Origin of the sequence: Pseudomonas sp. NPDC087346 (genome assembly GCF_044744235.1) — a bacterium.
Lineage (GTDB): Bacteria > Pseudomonadota > Gammaproteobacteria > Pseudomonadales > Pseudomonadaceae > Aquipseudomonas.
In genome coordinates, this window is the sequence record NZ_JBIUXX010000060.1 from 16023 (window position 1) to 35165 (window position 19143).

Sequence of the window (19143 nt, forward strand, 5' to 3'; positions counted from 1 at the left end):
AATGAGCACGCTCGCGATGTCTCAATCGCCGCCGCTGCGCAGGTTTTCCAACCTGCTGTATCGCAAGCCGAACCTGTACCTGTCGTTGCTATTGGTGCCGCCGCTGCTGTGGTTCGGCGCGATCTATCTCGGCTCGCTGCTGGTGCTGCTGTGGCAAGGTTTCTACACCTTCGACGACTTCACCATGGCGGTCACGCCGGATCTGACGCTGGCGAATTTTGCCGCGCTGTTTCAGCCGTCGAACTTCGACATCATCCTGCGCACGCTGAGCATGGCGATTGCCGTATCGATCGCCAGCGCCATCGTTGCGTTCCCGATTGCCTACTACATGGCGCGCTACACCACGGGCAAGACCAAGGCGTTTTTCTACATCGCAGTGATGATGCCGATGTGGGCCAGTTACATCGTCAAGGCCTACGCCTGGACGCTGCTGCTGGCCAAGGGTGGTGTAGCGCAATGGTTCGTTCAGCACCTGGGGCTGGAGCCGGTGTTGCAGTTGATTCTGGGGATTCCCGGTGTCGGCGGCAGCACGTTGTCGACCTCGCATCTGGGGCGCTTCATGGTCTTCGTCTACATCTGGCTGCCGTTCATGATTCTGCCGATTCAGGCTTCGCTGGAACGCCTGCCGCCGTCACTGCTGCAAGCTTCCGCTGACCTTGGCGCCAAGCCGCGCCAGACCTTCATGCAGGTGATTCTGCCGCTGTCGGTGCCGGGGATTGCGGCGGGCTCGATCTTCACGTTTTCGCTGACGCTGGGTGATTTCATCGTGCCGCAACTGGTGGGCCCACCGGGCTACTTCGTTGGCAGCATGGTTTATGCGCAGCAAGGTGCGATCGGCAACATGCCGATGGCGGCGGCGTTCACGCTGGTGCCGATTGTGTTGATCGCGGTTTACCTGTCAATCGTCAAACGACTGGGGGCCTTCGATGCACTCTGAAAAAGCGTCTATTGGTTTGCGCATCGCAGCCTGGGGCGGGTTGGTGTTTCTGCACTTCCCGATCCTGATCATCTTTCTTTACGCCTTCAACACCGAAGAAGCTGCGTTCAGTTTTCCGCCCAAGGGCTTCACCCTGCACTGGTTCAGCGTGGCGTTTTCGCGGCCGGACGTTTTGGAGGCGATCAAGCTGTCGTTACAGATCGCATCCATTGCCACGTTGATCGCCATGGTCCTCGGCACCCTCGCTTCGGCGGCGCTGTATCGCCGGGACTTCTTCGGCAAACAAGGCATTTCGCTGATGCTGATCCTGCCGATTGCGCTGCCGGGGATCATCACCGGGATTGCCTTGCTGGCGACGTTCAAGACGCTGGGTATCGAACCGGGGATGTTCACCATCATCGTCGGCCACGCGACCTTCTGCGTGGTGATCGTCTACAACAACGTCATCGCCCGCCTGCGCCGCACTTCGCACAGTTTGATCGAGGCCTCGATGGACCTCGGCGCCGATGGCTGGCAGACCTTCCGCTACATCATCCTGCCGAGTCTCGGCTCGGCGCTGCTGGCGGGCGGCATTCTCGCTTTTGCGCTGTCGTTCGACGAGATCATCGTCACCACGTTTACCGCCGGGCATGAGCGCACGTTGCCGTTGTGGTTGCTCAATCAACTCAGCCGCCCACGGGATGTGCCGGTGACCAACGTCGTCGCCATGCTGGTGATGATGGTGACCATGCTGCCGATTCTCGGCGCCTATTACCTGACCCGGGGTGGCGAGAGTGTGGCCGGTAGTGGCGGGAAATGAATATTTAACAGTCACCACTATCCCTGTGGGAGCGGGCTTGCCCGCGAAGAGGCCGTCACATCCAGCATTGATGGCGGCTGACACATTGCCTTCGCGGGCAAGCCCGCTCCCACAGGGTTTTCGGTTTCTTCAGAAAAATAACAATTGCTTCGAAGAGGACAAAATCATGCAAACCAAACTCTTGATCAACGGCCAACTGGTCAACGGCGAAGGTCCGGCGCAACCGGTGCTCAATCCTTCGCTCGGCGCAGTACTGGTGGAAATCAACGAAGCCAGCGAAGCCCAGGTCGATGCCGCCGTGCGTGCCGCCGACAATGCCTTCGATGCCTGGTCGCAAACCGCACCGAAAGATCGCTCGCTGCTGCTTCTGAAACTTGCCGACGCCATCGAAGCCCACGGCGAAGAGTTGGCCAAGCTCGAATCCGACAACTGCGGCAAACCCTACAGTGCCGCGCTCAATGACGAGATCCCGGCGATTGCCGATGTGTTCCGTTTCTTCGCTGGCGCCAGCCGTTGCATGAGCGGTTCGGCCGGCGGTGAATACTTGCCGGGCCACACCTCGATGATCCGTCGCGATCCGGTCGGCGTGATCGCTTCCATCGCGCCGTGGAACTACCCGCTGATGATGGTCGCCTGGAAAATAGCACCGGCGCTGGCCGCCGGTAATACCGTGGTACTCAAGCCGTCGGAACAAACCCCGCTGACCGCGTTGCGTCTGGCCGAACTGGCGTCGGAAATCTTCCCGGCCGGCGTGCTCAATCTGGTATTCGGCCGTGGTCCTACAGTCGGCAGTCCGCTGGTGACTCACCCGAAAGTGCGCATGGTCTCGTTGACTGGTTCCATTGCTACCGGCGCCAACATCATTTCCAGCACTGCTGACAGCGTCAAACGTATGCACATGGAACTCGGCGGCAAGGCGCCGGTGATCATCTTTGATGACGCCGACATTGATGCCGCCGTGGAAGGCATCCGCACTTTCGGTTTCTACAACGCTGGGCAGGATTGCACGGCGGCGTGCCGGATCTACGCGCAGCAAGGCATCTACGACAAGTTCGTCGAGAAACTTGGCGCGGCGGTCAGCACTATCAAATACGGTTTGCAGGATGATCCAACGACCGAACTCGGTCCGTTGATCACTGCGCAGCATCGTGACCGCGTGGCCGGTTTCGTCGAACGCGCCGTGGCGCAGCCGCACATCCGTTTGATCACTGGCGGCAAGGCTGTGGACGGTAATGGCTTCTTCTTCGAACCGACCGTGTTGGCCGACGCGCAGCAGGACGACGAGATCGTTCGCCGCGAAGTCTTTGGGCCGGTGGTGTCGGTGACCAAGTTCACCGATGAAGCGCAGGCACTCGAGTGGGCCAACGATTCGGACTACGGCCTTGCGTCATCGGTGTGGACCGCTGATGTAGGACGCGCCCATCGTCTGGCTGCACGTTTGCAGTACGGCTGCACCTGGGTGAATACGCACTTCATGCTGGTCAGCGAAATGCCTCATGGCGGTCAGAAATTGTCCGGTTATGGCAAGGACATGTCCATGTATGGGCTGGAGGACTACACCACGGTTCGGCATGTGATGTTTAAACATTAAAAAGCATCGCGAGCATGCTCACTCCTACATGTGGAATGCGATTTCCTTGTAGGAGTGAGCCTGCTCGCGATGGTGTCACTCCGGCTTCAAGGCAGAAACCGGCAATCAGCACCACCAGGATTCAACCCAGAACAATAACTACCGACCCGGGCGGCGCTTATAAAGCCCCGCCACGGCCTCGGCCATCCGAAATCTGCCGATTTCACGGAGCAAAACACACATGAGTTCCTCACCCGATCTCTCCGCCGCCGTTGCCGACAGCGATGCCGAACAACTGCGCAAACTGGGCTACACCTCGAACTTCAACCGCAGCATGAGCCTGTGGGAAAACTTCGCTTTGGGCTTCACTTATCTGTCACCGGTCGTAGGGGTTTATACCCTGTTTGGCCTGTGTCTGGCCGCTGGCGGCCCGCCGATGTTCTGGGCCTACTTGCTGGTCGGTTGCGGCCAGTTGCTGGTGTGCCTGATCTTCGGTGAAGTGGTTTCACAGTTCCCGATTTCTGGCGGCGTTTACCCTTGGGCGCGTCGTCTTGTCGGCAAGAAATGGGCATGGATGGTTGGCTGGATTTACTCCATCGCCCTGTGCGTCACCATCGCCGCAGTTGCCGTCGGTGCCGGCCCGTACCTGGCCGCCATGATGGGCTTTGAGCCGAGCAACAACACCAACATCGTCATCGCGCTGGTGCTGACCTTGTTCGCCACGCTGGTCAACCTCAGCGGCACCAAAGTGTTGGCGCGCATTGCCATGTTCGGCTTTCTCTGCGAACTGGTCGGCGCGGTAATCGTAGGTGTTTATCTGCTGGTTTTCGAACGTCATCAGCCGCTCAGCGTGCTGTTCAACACCTTCGACATCAGCGTCGATGGCTCGTATCTGCCGGCGTTCCTCACCGCTTCACTGGCGGGGATGTTCCTCTACTACGGCTTCGAGGCTTGCGGTGACGTCGCCGAAGAAACCCCGAACCCAAGCAAGCAAATCCCGATTGCAATGCGCATGACCATCTACATCGGTGGCATCGCGGCAATGTTCGCCTGTCTGGCGCTGATCCTCGCCGTGCCGGACATGCAAGCGGTGATCAACGGCACCGACAAAGACCCGGTCACCACCATCCTCAACAACGCCTTCGGCCCGGTCGGCTCGAAAGTGGTGATGGGTGTGGTGATGATTTCCTTCATCTCCTGCGTCATCAGCCTACAGGCAGCGGCGAGTCGTCTGCTGTACTCCTACGCTCGCGATGAGATGGTCGTCGGCAGCCGACTGCTGAAAAAGATTTCTCCTACAACCCAAGTGCCGGTTGCCGCGCTGTTCGTGTCCGGCGTCCTGCCCGGCCTGATCATCGCCCTCGGCTTCTTCCTGCAAGACGCCGTGGCGACCATCGTCAGCTTCGCTGCCATCGGCATCTACCTCGCGTTCCAGATGATCGTCCTCGCCGCCCTGTACGCCCGCAGCAAAGGCTGGAAACCGAGCGGCAAATTCACCCTCGGCGCCTGGGGCTGGCCGGTGAACATCGGCGCGCTGATCTACGGCGTCAGCGCCATCATCAACATGGCCTGGCCACGCACGCCGGATGCGGCGTGGTACGTGAACTATGCAATGGTGCTGAGCACGGCGATCGTGATCGGGCTGGGCTTGTTGTACATGTGGATCGGCAAGCCGTATGACCATGGCAAGGCCCCGGCTGGGGATGCCTGGAAGGTGAGTCGCTAAAACCGTTCGATCCCGGCACCGACAAGGTGCCGGGGTTTAGGAAAGCCGAAAAACATCGTCAAAAAGAAAGCTCTGCCTGATCGTGCTTCAGCAAGGAAATACGTTCGAACAGTTTTATTTTTTCATTGGCTTTTTGCTTGGCGTGATCGGACATGAATGCAATCAACTCTTCGAGCTGACTGACGTCTCCGCCCCCCACTTCAAAATTGGACGCAGCGATATTATTGATACGCTCTTTAACCTTCGGATCAAGGTTCTTGATGTTGATAGAGCCAGCAATAAATACAGTCGTCATTGATTTCACTTCCAAGTTAGTGCTGCCACGTAGATTCTCCCTATCTTCGGATATTCACGCAAAACAGCACAGGCCGCGTCCATCGACGCCCCGCTATCAAACAAATCATCTACAACCAAAACATTCCAGCGCCCATCGGTGGTGATTTCATCATTGACGCTGAAACTGTCTCCAATCGCGGCAACCTTGTCTGCTTTCGAATGCAAATCTTTAAGCGATTTTCCGGTCGCCGACTTTCGAAGCAAATCAAAATGCGTCACATCGAGGAAATCATCCCCTGTAACGAGACCTTTGCGATGTCTTATCTGAAAAGAATTGACTGTGCCGAGCGCCTGAAAGCCATTTGCATCGGCATCGACGATGCCGACGAAAATATGTTGATTGATCTGGCCACAGTGAAAGCCAAGTGGCTTTCACTGTGGCTATCCCGAGGTTAAAACCGCGAAACACTCCGCATCGCATCCACCAGATAGCGCATCGCAATCCGGTCCCCTTCTGAAAGCTCTCGATAGCGCTCCACCAGTTTCAGCTCGTCGGAGCTGAGTCGGCGTCTTTTGCGGCCGCTGCCCAGGCAAGGAAAGATGCCCAGCATGTCGGTGATACCTTGGATTTTTGCCATGGAGATGTCCTTTTCTCGATACATCAGAAACTGCTTAAACACCACATCGCCCTGCTCCTTTCAGCAGCGCCTTGTGCCCCACCGGCCTGGAAGGTCGTACCGGTCATGTCCCTAGAATAGGAATTTAATCGGCGCTGAAAAGCAGTTTTTAGAGTAATTAGTCGAGAAAAGCAGATATGCCCTTAAAATCAGAAAGACCCGTCGGAAATTTAACCGACATGTCTTGTTTCATTGACACTCTGTCGGCGTGAACGAACGAATTTTGCAACGCGAGCGAACGGTTTAAGCTAGCGGGCATCTGTTTATAGTCCGTTGCGTTTGGCCGAAGGCATGTCCGAACCGTTATTTCTGATCCAGCACGTGCCAGGAAAGGCGCGGGATTGCACACGACAGGTTGTATTTATGCACCGCAGGAATTTGCTCAAAGCGTCCATGGCCATTGCGGCTTATACCGGTCTTTCGGCCACCGGCCTGTTGGCGACCCGCGCCTGGGCTGCGTCAGGCGGCGCGGCCGATGGCGAGGCGCAGGCATTCGATTTCGAAGAGTTGAAGCGTCAGGCCAAGCAACTGGCCGGCAAGGGTTATCAGGACACTAAACAGGTGCTGCCGCCGACGCTGGCAACCATGACCCCGCAGAACTTCAACGCGATCCGCTACGACGGCGAACATTCGTTGTGGAGAGAGAACAAGGGTCAGCTCGACGTGCAGTTCTTCCACGTCGGCATGGGTTTCCGCCAACCGGTGCGCATGTACAGCGTCGATCCCAAGACTCGTACCGCCCGCGAAGTGCATTTCCGCCCGGCGCTGTTCAACTACGAGAACACTTCGGTAGACACCCAGCAGCTCAAGGGCGACCTGGGCTTTGCCGGCTTCAAGCTGTTCAAGGCACCGGAGCTGGATCGCCATGACGTGGTGTCGTTCCTCGGCGCCAGCTACTTCCGCGCGGTAGACGCCTCTGGCCAATATGGCTTGTCGGCACGCGGTCTGGCCATCGACACCTACGCCAAGAAGCGCGAAGAATTCCCGGATTTCACCAAGTTCTGGTTCGAAACACCCGACCAGAACGCGACCCGCTTTGTGGTCTACGCCCTGCTCGATTCGCCGAGCGCAACCGGCGCCTATCGCTTCGACATCGACTGCCAGGCCGAGCGCGTGGTGATGGAGATCGACGCCCACATCAATGCGCGCACCGCTATCGAACAACTGGGCATCTCGCCGATGACCAGCATGTTCAGCTGCGGTAACCACGAGCGCCGCATGTGCGACACCATCCACCCGCAAATTCACGACTCGGATCGTCTGGCGATGTGGCGCGGCAACGGCGAGTGGATCTGCCGTCCGCTGAACAACCCGGCAACGTTGCAGTTCAACGCGTTCGCCGATACCGATCCGAAGGGTTTCGGCCTGGTGCAGACCGATCACGAGTTCGCCAATTATCAGGACACCGTCGACTGGTACAGCAAGCGCCCGAGCCTGTGGGTAGAACCTACAACCGCTTGGGGCGAAGGCTCTATCGATCTGCTGGAAATTCCTACAACCGGCGAGACCCTCGACAACATCGTCGCGTTCTGGACACCGAAAAAACCGGTAGCGGCCGGCGACTCGCTGAACTACGGCTACAAGCTCTACTGGAGCGCCCTGCCGCCGGTCAGCACGCCGCTGGCGCGCGTGCAGGCGACACGATCCGGCATGGGTGGTTTTACCGAAGGCTGGGCACCGGGCGAGCATTACCCGCCAGTCTGGGCGCGGCGCTTTGCCGTGGATTTCACTGGTGGTGGTCTGGATCGCCTGCCGCAGGGCACCGGGATCGAGCCGGTGGTGACTTGCTCCAACGGCAAGGTTCAGGACTTCAGCGTTCTGGTGCTGGATGACATCAAGGGCTACCGGATTCTGTTCGACTGGTACCCGACCAGCGACAGCGTCGAGCCGGTCGAACTGCGATTGTTCATCCGCACCAACGACCGCACGCTGAGTGAAACCTGGTTGTACCAGTACTTCCCGCCAGCGCCGGACAAGCGTAAATACCCTTGATGGTTCCTGGTGCCTGACATGGTCTCATCGCTGGCAAGCCAGCTCCCACAGGAGTTCACCACGAAAACCTGTGGGAGCTGGCTTGCCAGCGAAGGCGGCAGCACAGGCAACAGAGAAACCCGCAGGTAAAACAAAGCCCCGACCATCACTGGCCGGGGCTTTTGTGTTTCAGCAGGCTATCAATCGCGCAGATCAGACTCATGAATCGGCTGATCGCGATGGGTTGCACGCTGATACTGCGCTGGCCATATCGCCTGGCGGCCACCCAGATCATCATCGGCGTGCAGCGGCCAGTACGGATCACGCAGCAGCTCGCGGGCGAGGAAGATGATATCGGCCTGACAGGTGCGCAGAATGTGTTCTGCCTGCGCCGGCTCGGTAATCATTCCCACGGTGCCGGTGGCGATGCCTGACTCCTTGCGTACTCGTTCAGCGAAGCGTGTCTGATAACCAGGCCCGACCGGAATCTCGGCATTCGCTGCCGTGCCCCCCGAAGATACGTCGATCAAGTCCACGCCCAGCGCCTTCAGGCGTCGCGCCAGCTCCACGGTTTCATCAGGATTCCAGCCGTCTTCGACCCAATCAGTGGCCGAAACCCGAACAAACACCGGCAACTCTTCCGGCCAGACTGCCCTGACCGCTTCGGTGACTTGCAGCACCAGCCGGGTGCGGTTTTCGAACGAGCCGCCGTACTGATCACGACGTTGATTGCTCAACGGCGAGAGAAACTGATGCAACAGATACCCATGAGCGGCGTGCACTTCAACCACGCTGAAACCCGCCGTCAGCGCACGTTTTGCTGCATCGACAAAAGCCTGAATGACCTCGGCGATCTGCCCTTCATCGAGCTGCGTCGGTTGAGTGTGTTGCGGGTCAAAGGCAATCGGCGACGGCCCGACCGGCGTCCAGCCGCCATCATCGAGTTTGACGCTGCCGTGCTTGCCCAGCCACGGCCGATGAGTGCTGGCCTTGCGCCCGGCATGCGCCAGTTGAATACCGGCGACTGCGCCTTGCGCGGTGATGAAGCGAGTGATGCGTTGCAGTGGCTCGATCTGTTCGTCGTTCCACAAACCAAGGTCTTCAGCGGTGATCCGCCCGTCGGCAGTGACCGCCGTGGCTTCGGTGAATATCAGACCGGCGCCACCCACGGCACGACTGCCCAGATGGACGAGGTGCCAGTCATTGGCCAGACCATCGACGCTCGAATACTGGCACATCGGCGATACGGCGATGCGGTTGGGCAAGGTCAGTTGGCGGAGAGTAAAGGGTTCAAGCAGCAGACTCATGGGGCACCTCTCATTTCAGTGGGCAGGCTCCAGGGTTCTGTTTGAAAAGTCGACGAGTGACAGGAAAAGGTGCAGCACCCGCCCCCGCGGGTAAAAAATCGACAGGACGTCACAAGGCCAATCAAGCAGTGCTTAGAGCCTAGTCGACAACCGGGGATCTCGGAGGGTTCCTGAAAAGATCGCAGCGTGCCGCGGCTCCTACAGGGAATCCCATTTCAATGTAGGAGCTGCGGCACGCTGCGATCTTTTGACCTTCAGCGCGGTTCGATGTGGGCGATCATCAGTTGCACGGTTTCGTTGCCACGAAACTCGTTGAGGTCGAGCTTGTAAGCCAGTTCGACCCATTTGATCGTCGGATTCGGCCAGATGTCGCGGTCGATGCCGAAGGCGATACCGTCGAGTTTCACCGAACCACATTCGCTTTTCAGCACCACTTTAAGATGCCGCTCGCCAACCACCCGCTGCTCGACCAGTTGAAACACGCCATGAAACAGCGGCTCCGGGAAGTGCTGCCCCCAGGGCCCGGCATGGCGCAGGGCGCGGGCCAGTTCCAGGTGAAATTCTTCGACCGCCAAGGTGCCGTCCGACAGCAGGCGCCCGGTCAGGTCTTCTTCGCGAAGTTGCCTACGCACTTCGGCGTCGAATGCCTCGGCGAACAACGGAAAATTCTCCTGCGGCAAGGTCAGACCGGCCGCCATCGCGTGACCGCCGTACTTGGCGATCAGATTCGGATGCTGCGCCGCCACCACACTCAACGCGTCACGAATGTGGAAACCCTGCACTGAACGCCCCGAGCCCTTGAGCAGGCCATCACCGGCGTCGGCGAAAGCAATCGTCGGGCGGAAATATCGCTCTTTCATCCGCGAGGCAAGAATGCCGATGACGCCCTGGTGCCACTCCGGATCGAACAGGCACAGACCGAACGGCATCGATTCCACCGGCAAGTCCTTGAGCTGCGCCAGCGCCTCGCGCTGCATGCCTTGCTCGATGGATTTGCGATCCTGATTCATGCCATCCAGTTGCACAGCCATTTCCCGGGCCATGTTGGCGTCTGCGGTGAGCAGGCATTCGATGCCAATACTCATGTCGTCCAGGCGCCCCGCCGCGTTCAAGCGTGGGCCAACGATAAAACCCAGATCGGTCGAAGTGATTCGCGTCGCGTCACGCTTGGCCACTTCGAGAATCGCTTTGATCCCCGGTCGTGCGCGACCGGCGCGAATCCGCTCAAGGCCCTGATGCACCAGAATCCGGTTGTTGGCATCCAGCGGCACCACGTCAGCGACGCTGCCCAGCGCCACCAGATCGAGCAGTTCACCAATGTTCGGTTGTGGCTTGCTCTCGTACCAGCCGAGGCTGCGCAGGCGCGCACGCAATGCCATCAACACATAAAAAATCACCCCGACCCCGGCCAGCGCCTTGCTCGGAAACTCGCAGCCTGGCTGGTTGGGATTGACCAGCGCATCGGCCTGCGGCAGTTCATCGCCGGGCAAGTGGTGGTCGGTGATCAGTACCTTGAGCCCGGCGTTCTTCGCCGCCGCCACGCCTTCAACACTGGAGATACCGTTGTCGACCGTGATCAGCAATTGCGGCTCGCGAGTCAGGGCGACTTCGACGATTTCCGGGGTCAGGCCATAGCCGTATTCGAAGCGGTTTGGCACGAGATAATCGACATGCGCCGCACCGAGCAAACGCAAACCGAGCACGCCGACGGTACTGGCGGTGGCGCCATCGGCATCGAAGTCACCGACGATCAGAATCCGCTGGCGTTGCTCCAGCGCCGTCACCAGCAGATCCACCGCCGCGTCGATACCCTTGAGCTGCTGGTACGGAATCAACCGCGCCAGGCTTTTGTCCAGTTCCGCCTCGGACTGCACACCCCGCGCCGCATACAGACGCGTCAGCAGGGGCGGAAGATCACCGAGAAATGGCAGAGTGGCAGGCAGTTGGCGAGGTTCGATACGCATGGGGTGACGGAAGCTTCTCTTGAATACGTGGGATTTATCAGCGGTGCGGAATCAGCCGCGTTCGCCCTGCAACCATTGCAACTGGACTTCGTGTTGACCACGGTCGTCGGTGACGAAAATCGTCCCTTCGCTGATCATTACGTCCCACTTGATGACGCGGGGCATGTCCTTGGCCAGAACTTCCAGCACTTCCTGCGGGACCGCAGCGATGTTGACGTTTTTCAGGTTCTTGATCGCCGGGATCACCTTGGTTTCCCAGACGCGCAGGCTGCCGTAGGCGAGCAGACTGGTGCGTTCGGTACGACGCGAGCACCAGGTCAGGCGATCAGAGTCCGGCTGGCCGACCTCGATCCAGTGCAGGACGCGGTCGTCCAGGCTCTTTTCCCACAAGGCAGGTTCGTCCACGTCCGACAGACCACGGCCAAACGACAACTGCTCGTTGTACCAGAGGGCGTAGGCCAGCAGCCGCACGGTCATGCGCTCTTCGGTTTCCGAAGGGTGACGGGCGATGGTCTGCTTCACGCTCTCATAGACGTTGCGGTCGAGGTCGGTGAGGTTCAGTTCGAATTTATAGGTGGTGGACGGCTGGGCCATGAACGGGCTTCTTGATACGAGGAAAGTCGGCAAGTCTAACCGATGCTGTAGGCAATCAACCAATTGATGGCGATCAACCATGAGCGGCTGACAGCCGGCTATGTTAAAACCCTGTATCCGCTCAACCTTGTCCTACAGGATTCAGCATGCCGTTTGCCAATAAGCCGCTCAGCGGTCTGAAAGTCATTGAATTGGGTACATTGATTGCCGGGCCGTTTGCCTCGCGCATTTGCGGCGAGTTCGGCGCAGAAATCATCAAGATCGAATCGCCGGACGGCGGCGATCCGTTGCGCAAGTGGCGCAAGTTGTACGAAGGCACCTCGTTGTGGTGGTTCGTTCAGGCGCGCAACAAGAAGTCGCTGACGCTCAATCTCAAGCATCCAGATGGCCTGGCGATCCTGAAGAAACTGCTCAGTGAAGCCGATATCCTTATCGAGAACTTCCGCCCCGGCGTGCTGGAAAAACTCGGCCTGAGCTGGGAAACCCTGCACGCGCTCAATCCGAAACTGGTGATGGTGCGTCTATCAGGCTTTGGCCAGACCGGGCCGATGAAAGATCAGCCGGGGTTCGGCGCAGTCGGTGAGTCCATGGGTGGCCTGCGCTACATCACCGGTTTTGAAGACCGTCCGCCAGTACGCACCGGCATCTCCATCGGCGACTCGATTGCCGCGCTGTGGGGCGTGATTGGTGCGCTGATGGCGCTGCGTCATCGCGAGGTCAACGGCGGGCTCGGTCAAGTGGTCGATGTGGCGCTGTATGAAGCGATTTTCGCGATGATGGAAAGCATGGTTCCGGAGTTCGATGTGTTCGGTTTCATTCGCGAACGCACCGGCAACATCATGCCCGGCATCACCCCGTCGTCGATCCACACCAGCGCCGATGGCAAACATGTGCAGATCGGCGCCAACGGCGATGCGATCTTCAAACGTTTCATGCTGATCATTGGCCGCGAAGATCTGGCCAACGATCCGACGCTGGCCAGCAACGACGGGCGCGATAACCGCCGTGATGAGTTGTATGGCGTAATCGATCGCTGGGTCAACTCGCTGCCGTTGCAGACTGTGCTCGATCTGCTCAATCAGGCTGAAGTCCCGGCCAGCCGGATCTTCAGTGCCGAAGACATGTTCACCGATCCGCAGTACCTGGCCCGGGAGATGTTCCTGCACGCCAAACTGCCGGATGGCACACCCTTCAAGATGCCGGGTATCGTGCCGAAACTCTCTGAGACACCGGGCACTTCCGAATGGGTCGGACCGCAGCTCGGTGAACACAACGCGCAGGTACTTCACGATCTTGGTTACGACGAGCGACAGATCGCCAAACTGCGTGAAGATGGGGCTATCTAAGCTGAAACCTCGGAAATATTCGACCGCCAACCACGCCCACCACTGGTGGACGTGGCGCCTGTTCGGCCTGCTTTTTCTGCTGGTTCTGCCGACATGGGCGCAGGCAAAACCAACGCTGATCTGGCTACTGCGCGACCTGCCGCCGCTGACCATTTTCGAAGGAGAGAAAAAGGGTCAGGGCGTCATCGATCAACTGATGCCGGCGCTGATCGCCGGCATGCCGCAATACGAACACAGCCTGATGCGGGTCAATCGCGCCCGTGGCATGCAAATGCTTCACGAATCGAGTTTTGTCTGCGACCCGTCGCTGGTCTGGAGCAAGGAGCGCACGCAGTGGATTGCGTTCTCGATTCCGGCGTTCCGCGCTGTCAGCAATGGCCTGGTCGTGCGTAAGAAAGATCGCGCCGTACTCGACCCTTTTGTGGTCGATGGCGAAGTCGATCTGGCAGCCTTTCTGGCCAATGGCGAGAAAAAAATCGGGGTGGTGGCCGAGCGCAGTTACGGCGAAGTGCTCGATAACTTGCTCCGTCAGGCACCCAGCGGCGCACTGACGCCGCACTACGGCAATGACGCTTTGAACAGTCTGTTGTTGATGCAGCGTCTGGGCCGCTTGCAGGTGGTGTTGGGGTATTGGCCGGAGATTCGCTATCAGGCGCATCTGGCGCAAATCCCCGAGGACGAGTTGGTGTTCTATCCCGTTCAGGGCACGGGCAAATACCTGTCTGGTTATGTCGGTTGCTCCGACACAACTCAGGGACGCCAAGCAATCCGCGAGATCAATCAACTGTTGCGCGCCCTGCCCCACGCTCATCTGGACCAGCTCTACGCCAACTGGCTCGATCCCGAGCGGCGTGAGGACTATCTGGAACAGGCGCGAATTTTCTTCGAGAAACAGGCTGCGCAATAAATCGCGGACAAAAGAAACCCCGAGAAGTGGGGAGACGACTCGGGGTTAAACGTGGCCTACATAAGGACCCGTAGCAGCAAGCGACAAGCACCGGAGCACAATGCTTGATCCTGCTGTTACAAGGTCTGACTGACCGGGACCCCGGAAGGTTCCGATAAAATAAAGTTCATTTTCACAGCGCCGGACGCTTGTCCAGAGCCGCATTGCGCAACGCCGCGATAACGCAGGGTTCCAGCCGCCCTTCGGCGATCATCACGTCACGGTGCAAGCCGTCGACGACATCTGTCAGCAGACGCTTGTCGGTCAGTTGCGCCTGATTGAATTCGCGCTCCACCACGATAGCGCCGTTGCCGCTCTTCAAGGTCACCAGGCACTCGCCATGGGAACCGCACGGAGTCAACGTCACCTGATACGGGCTCAGAGCCTCACCGAGCAATAGACTGATACTTTCCATCTCGATCTCCACTCAATAGTCCGAAAACATTGTGTCTGGGGCATGGTGCCTGGGGCGTGTTCACAATAAATGACCACTGGCCCGAGAAGAAAGTTCTGTATATCGGCCTCATCCCTGAGGCATCACCGGTCTGTCAGAGCATGCACGGCGAAGATGACAGAAAAATAACCGGCGCCTTCAAACGCTGAGCGGTCGTTGCGCAGATTGCAGGTAGTCGTCCAGCAAGCCTCTCATCAACACCGCCGAAACGGGGGTTTGCAGGCGCCCCAACAGTTGCAGTTCATGCTCGCTCAGCATGGCTTCCAGGTCAGTCAGTACACCCGGGGCCATGCGACCCAGCAGGATCAAGGCCCGGGCCTCTTGTTCGGCAAGCAAGTGCCGGATCAGTGCCATGCCCTCCCCGCCGCTCAGTTGTGGGTCGCAGATGGCGATGTCGACCTGGGCACGACGCTCCAGCGAGCACTGCGCCGATGCCAGCGACGGGGCGGTCAGTACGTCATAAATACCGACCGCGTTGAGCATCTGATGCAAGGCCATGAGCCGGTAAGGATTGGGTTCAAGAATCAGGACTTTGAGCGTACGCATGGGCGACCTCTGAAACGGCAGTCACGGACTCTCCCGTGGATGCCGTCCACTCTAGGGCAGCCTCCTTGAGGCTCCCATCGGAAAAGGCATCGCAACTTATAGGAATTTTCCTAACTTCAACCAGGACAAAACCCCTCCAGGCCATCTTCGCGCAGAGTGATATCCGTCCAGCCGCCGAGCAGGCCGCGTAACTCACCATCCGCGCTGTAAAAAGGCACCGTCCATTGGTAGATTTCGCGGGTGCCGTCGTTGAATTGCAAACGGCGCTTGCTGAAACGCGTTCTACGCGTCCGGAGTTGGGCGAGGAATTCATCGTGCAATACCTTCGCCGTGGATTTGGGCAGCACATCAACATCAATCAGGCGGCGTCCTTGAACCTGATCGAAGCGAACCGACAAGGCGTCTTCGTAACTCTTGTTGCAGAGGATCAGACGCCCCTCCAGATCGCGGACGAACACCGGGTCGGGCATGGCATCGATCAGCGCATGCTGGAAAACCAACTGATCACCCAGATCCTTTTCAACTTCCCGGCGTTGCTTGATCACCGCCGCCAATCGTCGATTCCACAGCAAAGACAGCACGCCAAAAATGCTGCCTGCCAAAAGTACCCAGCAACCCAGTTCGGCAAAACGCTGCCTTGTGGATATCGGCTTAGGCCCGATTCCACTCAGCCATTTCAGGCGCAGAGTGCGTAATTCGGAGGCGGGAAACGCCTCCAGCGCCTTATTGAGGATGCTCAACAACTCCGGTTGGCCCTTGCGCACCACCAGATGATCGGCCTCCCATTTGCCCTCCAGCAGATCGCCGACCTTGAGCAACCCGGAAGGGTAAAGTTGCGCACCGATTTCGTTTTCGATGGTGGCATAGGCTTCGCCGCTTTCGACCAGCGCCCTGGCCTCGGCGTAGGTTTTTACCGAATGTATGTGGATGGAGGGGTAATCGCGGCGAATACTTCCCTCCAGCGCATGCCTGACGGGCAATACCAGCACCCGTTTGACCAACTGCTCCAGCGATTCCACAGAGGGTTCGCCCGCACGGCCGACAAACACCCAGCCAGCTCCACCGAAAGCATGACTGAAGTCCAGAGTTGCCCTGCGCTCATCGTTCATCGCCAAGGTCGTCGCCATATCTGCCGCCCCACTTTCGAGGCGCTCAAGCAATTGATCGGTGGAGAACGACTCGCGGTAAACGAACTGCAACCCGGTCATGGCGCCGATGCGCTTGAGCACGTCGCTGTTGAGGCCGCTCCAATGACCGTGTTCATCCTGGAACAGATACAACGGATATTGCACCGAGGCGACGATGACCTCGGGGTTATCGCGAATCCACTGACGCTCGCCCTCATTCAGCTCAATGCGACCGATGTTCAGTTTTTCCTCGTCATGCAGCGCCAGTTGCGCCGCTTCAGCGAGGCGTGCAGCGCTCAACAAACACAATAAAAGAACCCGGTTCAGGGTGTGCTTCCATCCTCTTTCAAACAGCATTGCCACTTCCTTCGTGATCGACTCACCCGTCTTCCATGGGCGAAAACCCGAGCAGTGTGGCAGCAGAAACAAAAAAGCCCGTCAGGAGACGGGCTTCAAAATGTGACAGCTTTTCGGGCTTAAAGCGGCTTGCCGCGGTTGCCATGCTGGCTGACAAAGGCTTGCACGGCTTTCAGGTCGTTCGGCAGAACCGTGCAGCGCTCGTTTCGCTCAAACAAATCAGAAAGATGTGCAGGCAGTGCGAGCGCTTTTCCTACACCGGCTTTTTCCACTGCATCAGGGAATTTGACCGGGTGGGCTGTGCCCAGAATCACCATCGGGATGTCGAGGCTGCGACGGCACTCGCGCGCGGCTCTGACACCGATTGCGGTGTGCGGGTCGAGTACTTCACCGGTCTGCTCATAGACTTCGGCGATGGTCTCGCAGGTTTGCGCATCGTCCACGGCCAGCGAGTCGAACAGCTTGCGAGCTTCGGTCCAGCGTTCTTGCTCGACGCTGAAACCACCGCCCTGCTTGAACGCGTCCATCAGACCGGCAATCGCCGCACCGTTGCGACCGTGCAGGTCGAACAGCAGACGTTCGAAGTTCGATGACACCATGATGTCCATCGACGGCGACAGCGTGGCGTGCAGGGTTTCCTTGACGTACTGATTGCCGCTCATGAAGCGGTGCAGGATGTCGTTGCGGTTGGTGGCGACGATCAACTGGTTGATCGGCAGGCCCATGTTGCGCGCCAGGTATCCGGCGAAAATGTCGCCAAAGTTGCCGGTCGGCACCGAGAACGATACCGAACGTGCCGGGCCGCCCAACTGCAGGGCTGCGTGGAAGTAGTAAACGATCTGGGCCATGATCCGCGCCCAGTTGATCGAGTTGACTGCCACCAGACGTGTGCCTTTGAGGAAGCTCTGGTCGGCGAAGCTGTTCTTGACCATTTCCTGGCAGTCATCGAAGTTGCCTTCGATGGCGATGTTGTGGATGTTCTCGCCGAAGATGGTCGTCATCTGGCGACGCTGCACTTCCGATACACGGTTGTGCGGGTGCAGGATGAAGATGTCGACGTTTTCGCAGTGCTTGCAGCCTTCGATGGCGGCCGAACCGGTATCACCGGAGGTAGCGCCGACGATCACTACGCGCTCGCCGCGTTTTTCCAGCACGTAATCGAGCAGACGACCGAGCAGTTGCAGGGCGAAGTCCTTGAACGCAAGGGTCGGGCCGTGGAACAGCTCCAGTACCCACTCGTTGCCGTTCAACTGACGCAGCGGTGCAACGGCGCTGTGCGAGAACACGCCGTAGGTTTCTTCGAGAATCTTTTTGAAATCGGCGTCCGGAATGCTGCCGGTAACAAACGGGCGCATGACCCGGAAAGCCAGTTCGTGATACGGCAGGCCGGCCCAGGAAGCGATCTCTTCCTGAGTGAAACGTGGCAGGACTTCCGGGACGTACAGACCGCCGTCGGTGGCAAGACCAGCCAGCAGGACGTCTTCGAAATTCAGGGCCGGTGCCTGGCCGCGGGTACTGATGTAACGCATGACTGACTCCAATGCAGAGTGTTCGTTATGCCGGGCCCACGTGTAGGCCCGGTACACGATGACGACTTAGTTCAGGTGCTCGACGCGGATACGCACAACCGGACCTACCACACCGGCCAACGCTTCCAGGGCAGCAATCGCATCGTTGATGTGCTGTTCCAGTACGCGATGGGTCAGCAGGATCATTGGCACCAGGCCATCATGCTCCTCGACTTCCTTCTGCATGATCGACTCGATGTTGATGCCGCGCTCCGAGAGGATGCTCGCCACTTGTGCCAGCACGCCCGGATGGTCCTTGGCCTGAATGCGCAGGTAGTAAGCGCTTTCGCAGGCTTCGATCGGCAGGATCGGATGAGCCGACAGCGAATCCGGCTGGAACGCCAGATGCGGCACGCGGTTTTCCGGGTCCGAAGTCATCGCGCGAACCACGTCCACCAGGTCGGCGATCACCGACGAAGCGGTCGGCTCCATGCCGGCGCCAGCGCCGTAGAACAGGGTCGAACCGGCAGCGTCACCGTTGACCATTACCGCGTTCATCACACCGTTGACGTTGGCGATCAGGCGATCAGCCGGGATCAGCGTCGGGTGTACACGCAGCTCGATGCCGGCGGCAGTGCTGCGGGCTACGCCCAGGTGCTTGATGCGATAACCCAGCGCTTCGGCGTAGTTCACGTCAGCGGTGGTCAGCTTGGTGATGCCTTCGGTGTAGGCCTTGTCGAACTGCAGCGGAATGCCGAAAGCAATCGAAGCCAGAATCGTCAGCTTGTGCGCCGCATCGATGCCTTCAACGTCGAACGTTGGGTCAGCTTCGGCGTAACCCAGTGCCTGAGCTTCGACCAGTACGTCTTCAAACGTACGGCCCTTCTCGCGCATCTCGGTGAGGATGAAGTTGCCGGTGCCGTTGATGATCCCGGCCACCCAGTTGATGCGGTTGGCGGACAGGCCTTCACGGATCGCCTTGATCACTGGAATGCCACCGGCCACAGCCGCTTCGAACGCCACGATCACGCCTTTCTC

At 58.8% G+C, this 19143-nt stretch carries 19 protein-coding genes; 8 read left to right on the plus strand and 11 right to left on the minus strand.

The features are described from left to right. Position 1: 1 nt before the first annotated feature. The 4 genes from ACIOZM_RS25960 to ACIOZM_RS25975 all read left to right on the plus strand — a co-directional run bounded on the left by ACIOZM_RS25960 (position 2) and on the right by ACIOZM_RS25975 (position 5032). Positions 2–937: an ABC transporter permease gene (locus ACIOZM_RS25960; protein WP_401219073.1), complete on the plus strand. Its 936-nt coding sequence runs from the start codon at positions 2–4 to the stop codon at positions 935–937. After that, positions 927–1736 carry an ABC transporter permease gene (locus ACIOZM_RS25965; protein WP_401219076.1) on the plus strand — a complete coding sequence of 270 codons (810 nt, stop codon included), beginning with the start codon at positions 927–929 and terminating at the stop codon, positions 1734–1736. Before ACIOZM_RS25960 ends, ACIOZM_RS25965 begins: the two co-directional genes overlap by 11 nt. Before the next feature lie 166 nt (positions 1737–1902). Continuing rightward, positions 1903–3327 (plus strand): gamma-aminobutyraldehyde dehydrogenase, encoded by a 1425-nt coding sequence (locus ACIOZM_RS25970; RefSeq protein WP_401219079.1) that lies wholly within the window; start codon positions 1903–1905, stop codon positions 3325–3327. A 220-nt stretch (positions 3328–3547) separates the two neighbouring features. Next, complete coding sequence (locus ACIOZM_RS25975) at positions 3548–5032, plus strand: APC family permease (RefSeq protein ID WP_401219081.1); 1485 nt, start codon at positions 3548–3550, stop codon at positions 5030–5032. 58 nt (positions 5033–5090) lie between these two features. Here the strand turns inward: ACIOZM_RS25975 and ACIOZM_RS25980 are convergent, their stop codons facing one another. Both ACIOZM_RS25980 and ACIOZM_RS25985 read right to left on the minus strand, forming a co-directional pair. Beyond that, positions 5091–5327, minus strand: a complete 237-nt coding sequence (locus ACIOZM_RS25980) for a hypothetical protein (protein WP_401219084.1) — start codon at positions 5325–5327, stop codon at positions 5091–5093. A gap of 5 nt (positions 5328–5332) precedes the next feature. Then, a complete protein-coding gene (locus tag ACIOZM_RS25985) occupies positions 5333–5587 on the minus strand; it encodes a hypothetical protein (RefSeq protein ID WP_401219087.1) in 255 nt (84 codons plus the stop codon). Between the two features lie 36 nt (positions 5588–5623). Here ACIOZM_RS25985 and ACIOZM_RS25990 point away from each other — a divergent pair, with 36 nt between their 5' ends. Further along, positions 5624–5764: a hypothetical protein gene (locus ACIOZM_RS25990; RefSeq protein ID WP_401219090.1), complete on the plus strand. Its 141-nt coding sequence runs from the start codon at positions 5624–5626 to the stop codon at positions 5762–5764. Here the strand turns inward: ACIOZM_RS25990 and ACIOZM_RS25995 are convergent. Next, positions 5761–5946: a hypothetical protein gene (locus ACIOZM_RS25995; protein ID WP_016986386.1), complete on the minus strand. Its 186-nt coding sequence runs from the start codon at positions 5944–5946 to the stop codon at positions 5761–5763. The two genes, ACIOZM_RS25990 and ACIOZM_RS25995, sit on opposite strands and share 4 nt — an antisense overlap. 402 nt (positions 5947–6348) lie before the next feature. Here ACIOZM_RS25995 and ACIOZM_RS26000 point away from each other — a divergent pair, with 402 nt between their 5' ends. Then, positions 6349–7977 carry a glucan biosynthesis protein D gene (locus tag ACIOZM_RS26000; protein WP_401219093.1) on the plus strand — a complete coding sequence of 543 codons (1629 nt, stop codon included), beginning with the start codon at positions 6349–6351 and terminating at the stop codon, positions 7975–7977. A 179-nt stretch (positions 7978–8156) separates the two neighbouring features. Here the strand turns inward: ACIOZM_RS26000 and ACIOZM_RS26005 are convergent, their stop codons facing one another. The 3 genes from ACIOZM_RS26005 to ACIOZM_RS26015 all read right to left on the minus strand — a co-directional run bounded on the left by ACIOZM_RS26005 (position 8157) and on the right by ACIOZM_RS26015 (position 11821). Continuing rightward, on the minus strand, positions 8157–9263 hold the full coding sequence (locus ACIOZM_RS26005) for an NADH:flavin oxidoreductase/NADH oxidase (RefSeq protein WP_401219095.1): 1107 nt from the start codon (positions 9261–9263) through the stop codon (positions 8157–8159). Between the two features lie 254 nt (positions 9264–9517). After that, positions 9518–11227, minus strand: coding sequence for a single-stranded-DNA-specific exonuclease RecJ (recJ, locus tag ACIOZM_RS26010; RefSeq protein WP_401219098.1), 1710 nt, complete (start codon positions 11225–11227; stop codon positions 9518–9520). A gap of 51 nt (positions 11228–11278) precedes the next feature. Then, positions 11279–11821 carry a YaeQ family protein gene (locus tag ACIOZM_RS26015; RefSeq protein ID WP_401219101.1) on the minus strand — a complete coding sequence of 181 codons (543 nt, stop codon included), beginning with the start codon at positions 11819–11821 and terminating at the stop codon, positions 11279–11281. 146 nt (positions 11822–11967) lie between these two features. Here ACIOZM_RS26015 and ACIOZM_RS26020 point away from each other — a divergent pair, with 146 nt between their 5' ends. Beyond that, positions 11968–13167 carry a CaiB/BaiF CoA transferase family protein gene (locus ACIOZM_RS26020; RefSeq protein WP_401219104.1) on the plus strand — a complete coding sequence of 400 codons (1200 nt, stop codon included), beginning with the start codon at positions 11968–11970 and terminating at the stop codon, positions 13165–13167. Further along, complete coding sequence (locus ACIOZM_RS26025) at positions 13148–14074, plus strand: TIGR02285 family protein (RefSeq protein WP_401219106.1); 927 nt, start codon at positions 13148–13150, stop codon at positions 14072–14074. Before ACIOZM_RS26020 ends, ACIOZM_RS26025 begins: the two co-directional genes overlap by 20 nt. 172 nt (positions 14075–14246) lie before the next feature. On the opposite strand, the gene ACIOZM_RS26030 is transcribed toward ACIOZM_RS26025, so the two are convergent. The 5 genes from ACIOZM_RS26030 to ACIOZM_RS26050 form a co-directional block, all read right to left on the minus strand. Next, a complete protein-coding gene (locus ACIOZM_RS26030) occupies positions 14247–14528 on the minus strand; it encodes a DUF3509 domain-containing protein (RefSeq protein ID WP_401219109.1) in 282 nt (93 codons plus the stop codon). A 177-nt stretch (positions 14529–14705) separates the two neighbouring features. Continuing rightward, positions 14706–15113 (minus strand): DNA-binding protein, encoded by a 408-nt coding sequence (locus ACIOZM_RS26035; RefSeq protein WP_401219112.1) that lies wholly within the window; start codon positions 15111–15113, stop codon positions 14706–14708. A 116-nt stretch (positions 15114–15229) separates the two neighbouring features. Next, positions 15230–16597: a transporter substrate-binding domain-containing protein gene (locus tag ACIOZM_RS26040; protein WP_401219115.1), complete on the minus strand. Its 1368-nt coding sequence runs from the start codon at positions 16595–16597 to the stop codon at positions 15230–15232. A 119-nt stretch (positions 16598–16716) separates the two neighbouring features. Next, positions 16717–18126 carry a threonine synthase gene (thrC, locus tag ACIOZM_RS26045; protein ID WP_401219116.1) on the minus strand — a complete coding sequence of 470 codons (1410 nt, stop codon included), beginning with the start codon at positions 18124–18126 and terminating at the stop codon, positions 16717–16719. 66 nt (positions 18127–18192) lie between these two features. Next, positions 18193–19143: homoserine dehydrogenase (locus ACIOZM_RS26050; protein ID WP_401219118.1), on the minus strand; the 951-nt coding region annotated here is incomplete at its 5' end.

What these genes read in the sequence shown, in the direction of transcription:
- ACIOZM_RS25960 (WP_401219073.1), top strand. Translation starts at nt 2, where the DNA reads ATGAGCACGCTCGCGATGTCTCAATCGCCGCCGCTGCGCAGGTTTTCC.
- ACIOZM_RS25965 (WP_401219076.1), top strand. Translation starts at nt 927, where the DNA reads ATGCACTCTGAAAAAGCGTCTATTGGTTTGCGCATCGCAGCCTGGGGC.
- ACIOZM_RS25970 (WP_401219079.1), top strand. Translation starts at nt 1,903, where the DNA reads ATGCAAACCAAACTCTTGATCAACGGCCAACTGGTCAACGGCGAAGGT.
- ACIOZM_RS25975 (WP_401219081.1), top strand. Translation starts at nt 3,548, where the DNA reads ATGAGTTCCTCACCCGATCTCTCCGCCGCCGTTGCCGACAGCGATGCC.
- ACIOZM_RS25980 (WP_401219084.1), bottom strand. Translation starts at nt 5,327, where the DNA reads ATGACGACTGTATTTATTGCTGGCTCTATCAACATCAAGAACCTTGAT.
- ACIOZM_RS25990 (WP_401219090.1), top strand. Translation starts at nt 5,624, where the DNA reads ATGTCTTATCTGAAAAGAATTGACTGTGCCGAGCGCCTGAAAGCCATT.
- ACIOZM_RS25995 (WP_016986386.1), bottom strand. Translation starts at nt 5,946, where the DNA reads ATGGCAAAAATCCAAGGTATCACCGACATGCTGGGCATCTTTCCTTGC.
- ACIOZM_RS26000 (WP_401219093.1), top strand. Translation starts at nt 6,349, where the DNA reads ATGCACCGCAGGAATTTGCTCAAAGCGTCCATGGCCATTGCGGCTTAT.
- ACIOZM_RS26005 (WP_401219095.1), bottom strand. Translation starts at nt 9,263, where the DNA reads ATGAGTCTGCTGCTTGAACCCTTTACTCTCCGCCAACTGACCTTGCCC.
- recJ (WP_401219098.1), bottom strand. Translation starts at nt 11,227, where the DNA reads ATGCGTATCGAACCTCGCCAACTGCCTGCCACTCTGCCATTTCTCGGT.
- ACIOZM_RS26015 (WP_401219101.1), bottom strand. Translation starts at nt 11,821, where the DNA reads ATGGCCCAGCCGTCCACCACCTATAAATTCGAACTGAACCTCACCGAC.
- ACIOZM_RS26020 (WP_401219104.1), top strand. Translation starts at nt 11,968, where the DNA reads ATGCCGTTTGCCAATAAGCCGCTCAGCGGTCTGAAAGTCATTGAATTG.
- ACIOZM_RS26030 (WP_401219109.1), bottom strand. Translation starts at nt 14,528, where the DNA reads ATGGAAAGTATCAGTCTATTGCTCGGTGAGGCTCTGAGCCCGTATCAG.
- ACIOZM_RS26035 (WP_401219112.1), bottom strand. Translation starts at nt 15,113, where the DNA reads ATGCGTACGCTCAAAGTCCTGATTCTTGAACCCAATCCTTACCGGCTC.
- ACIOZM_RS26040 (WP_401219115.1), bottom strand. Translation starts at nt 16,597, where the DNA reads ATGCTGTTTGAAAGAGGATGGAAGCACACCCTGAACCGGGTTCTTTTA.
- thrC (WP_401219116.1), bottom strand. Translation starts at nt 18,126, where the DNA reads ATGCGTTACATCAGTACCCGCGGCCAGGCACCGGCCCTGAATTTCGAA.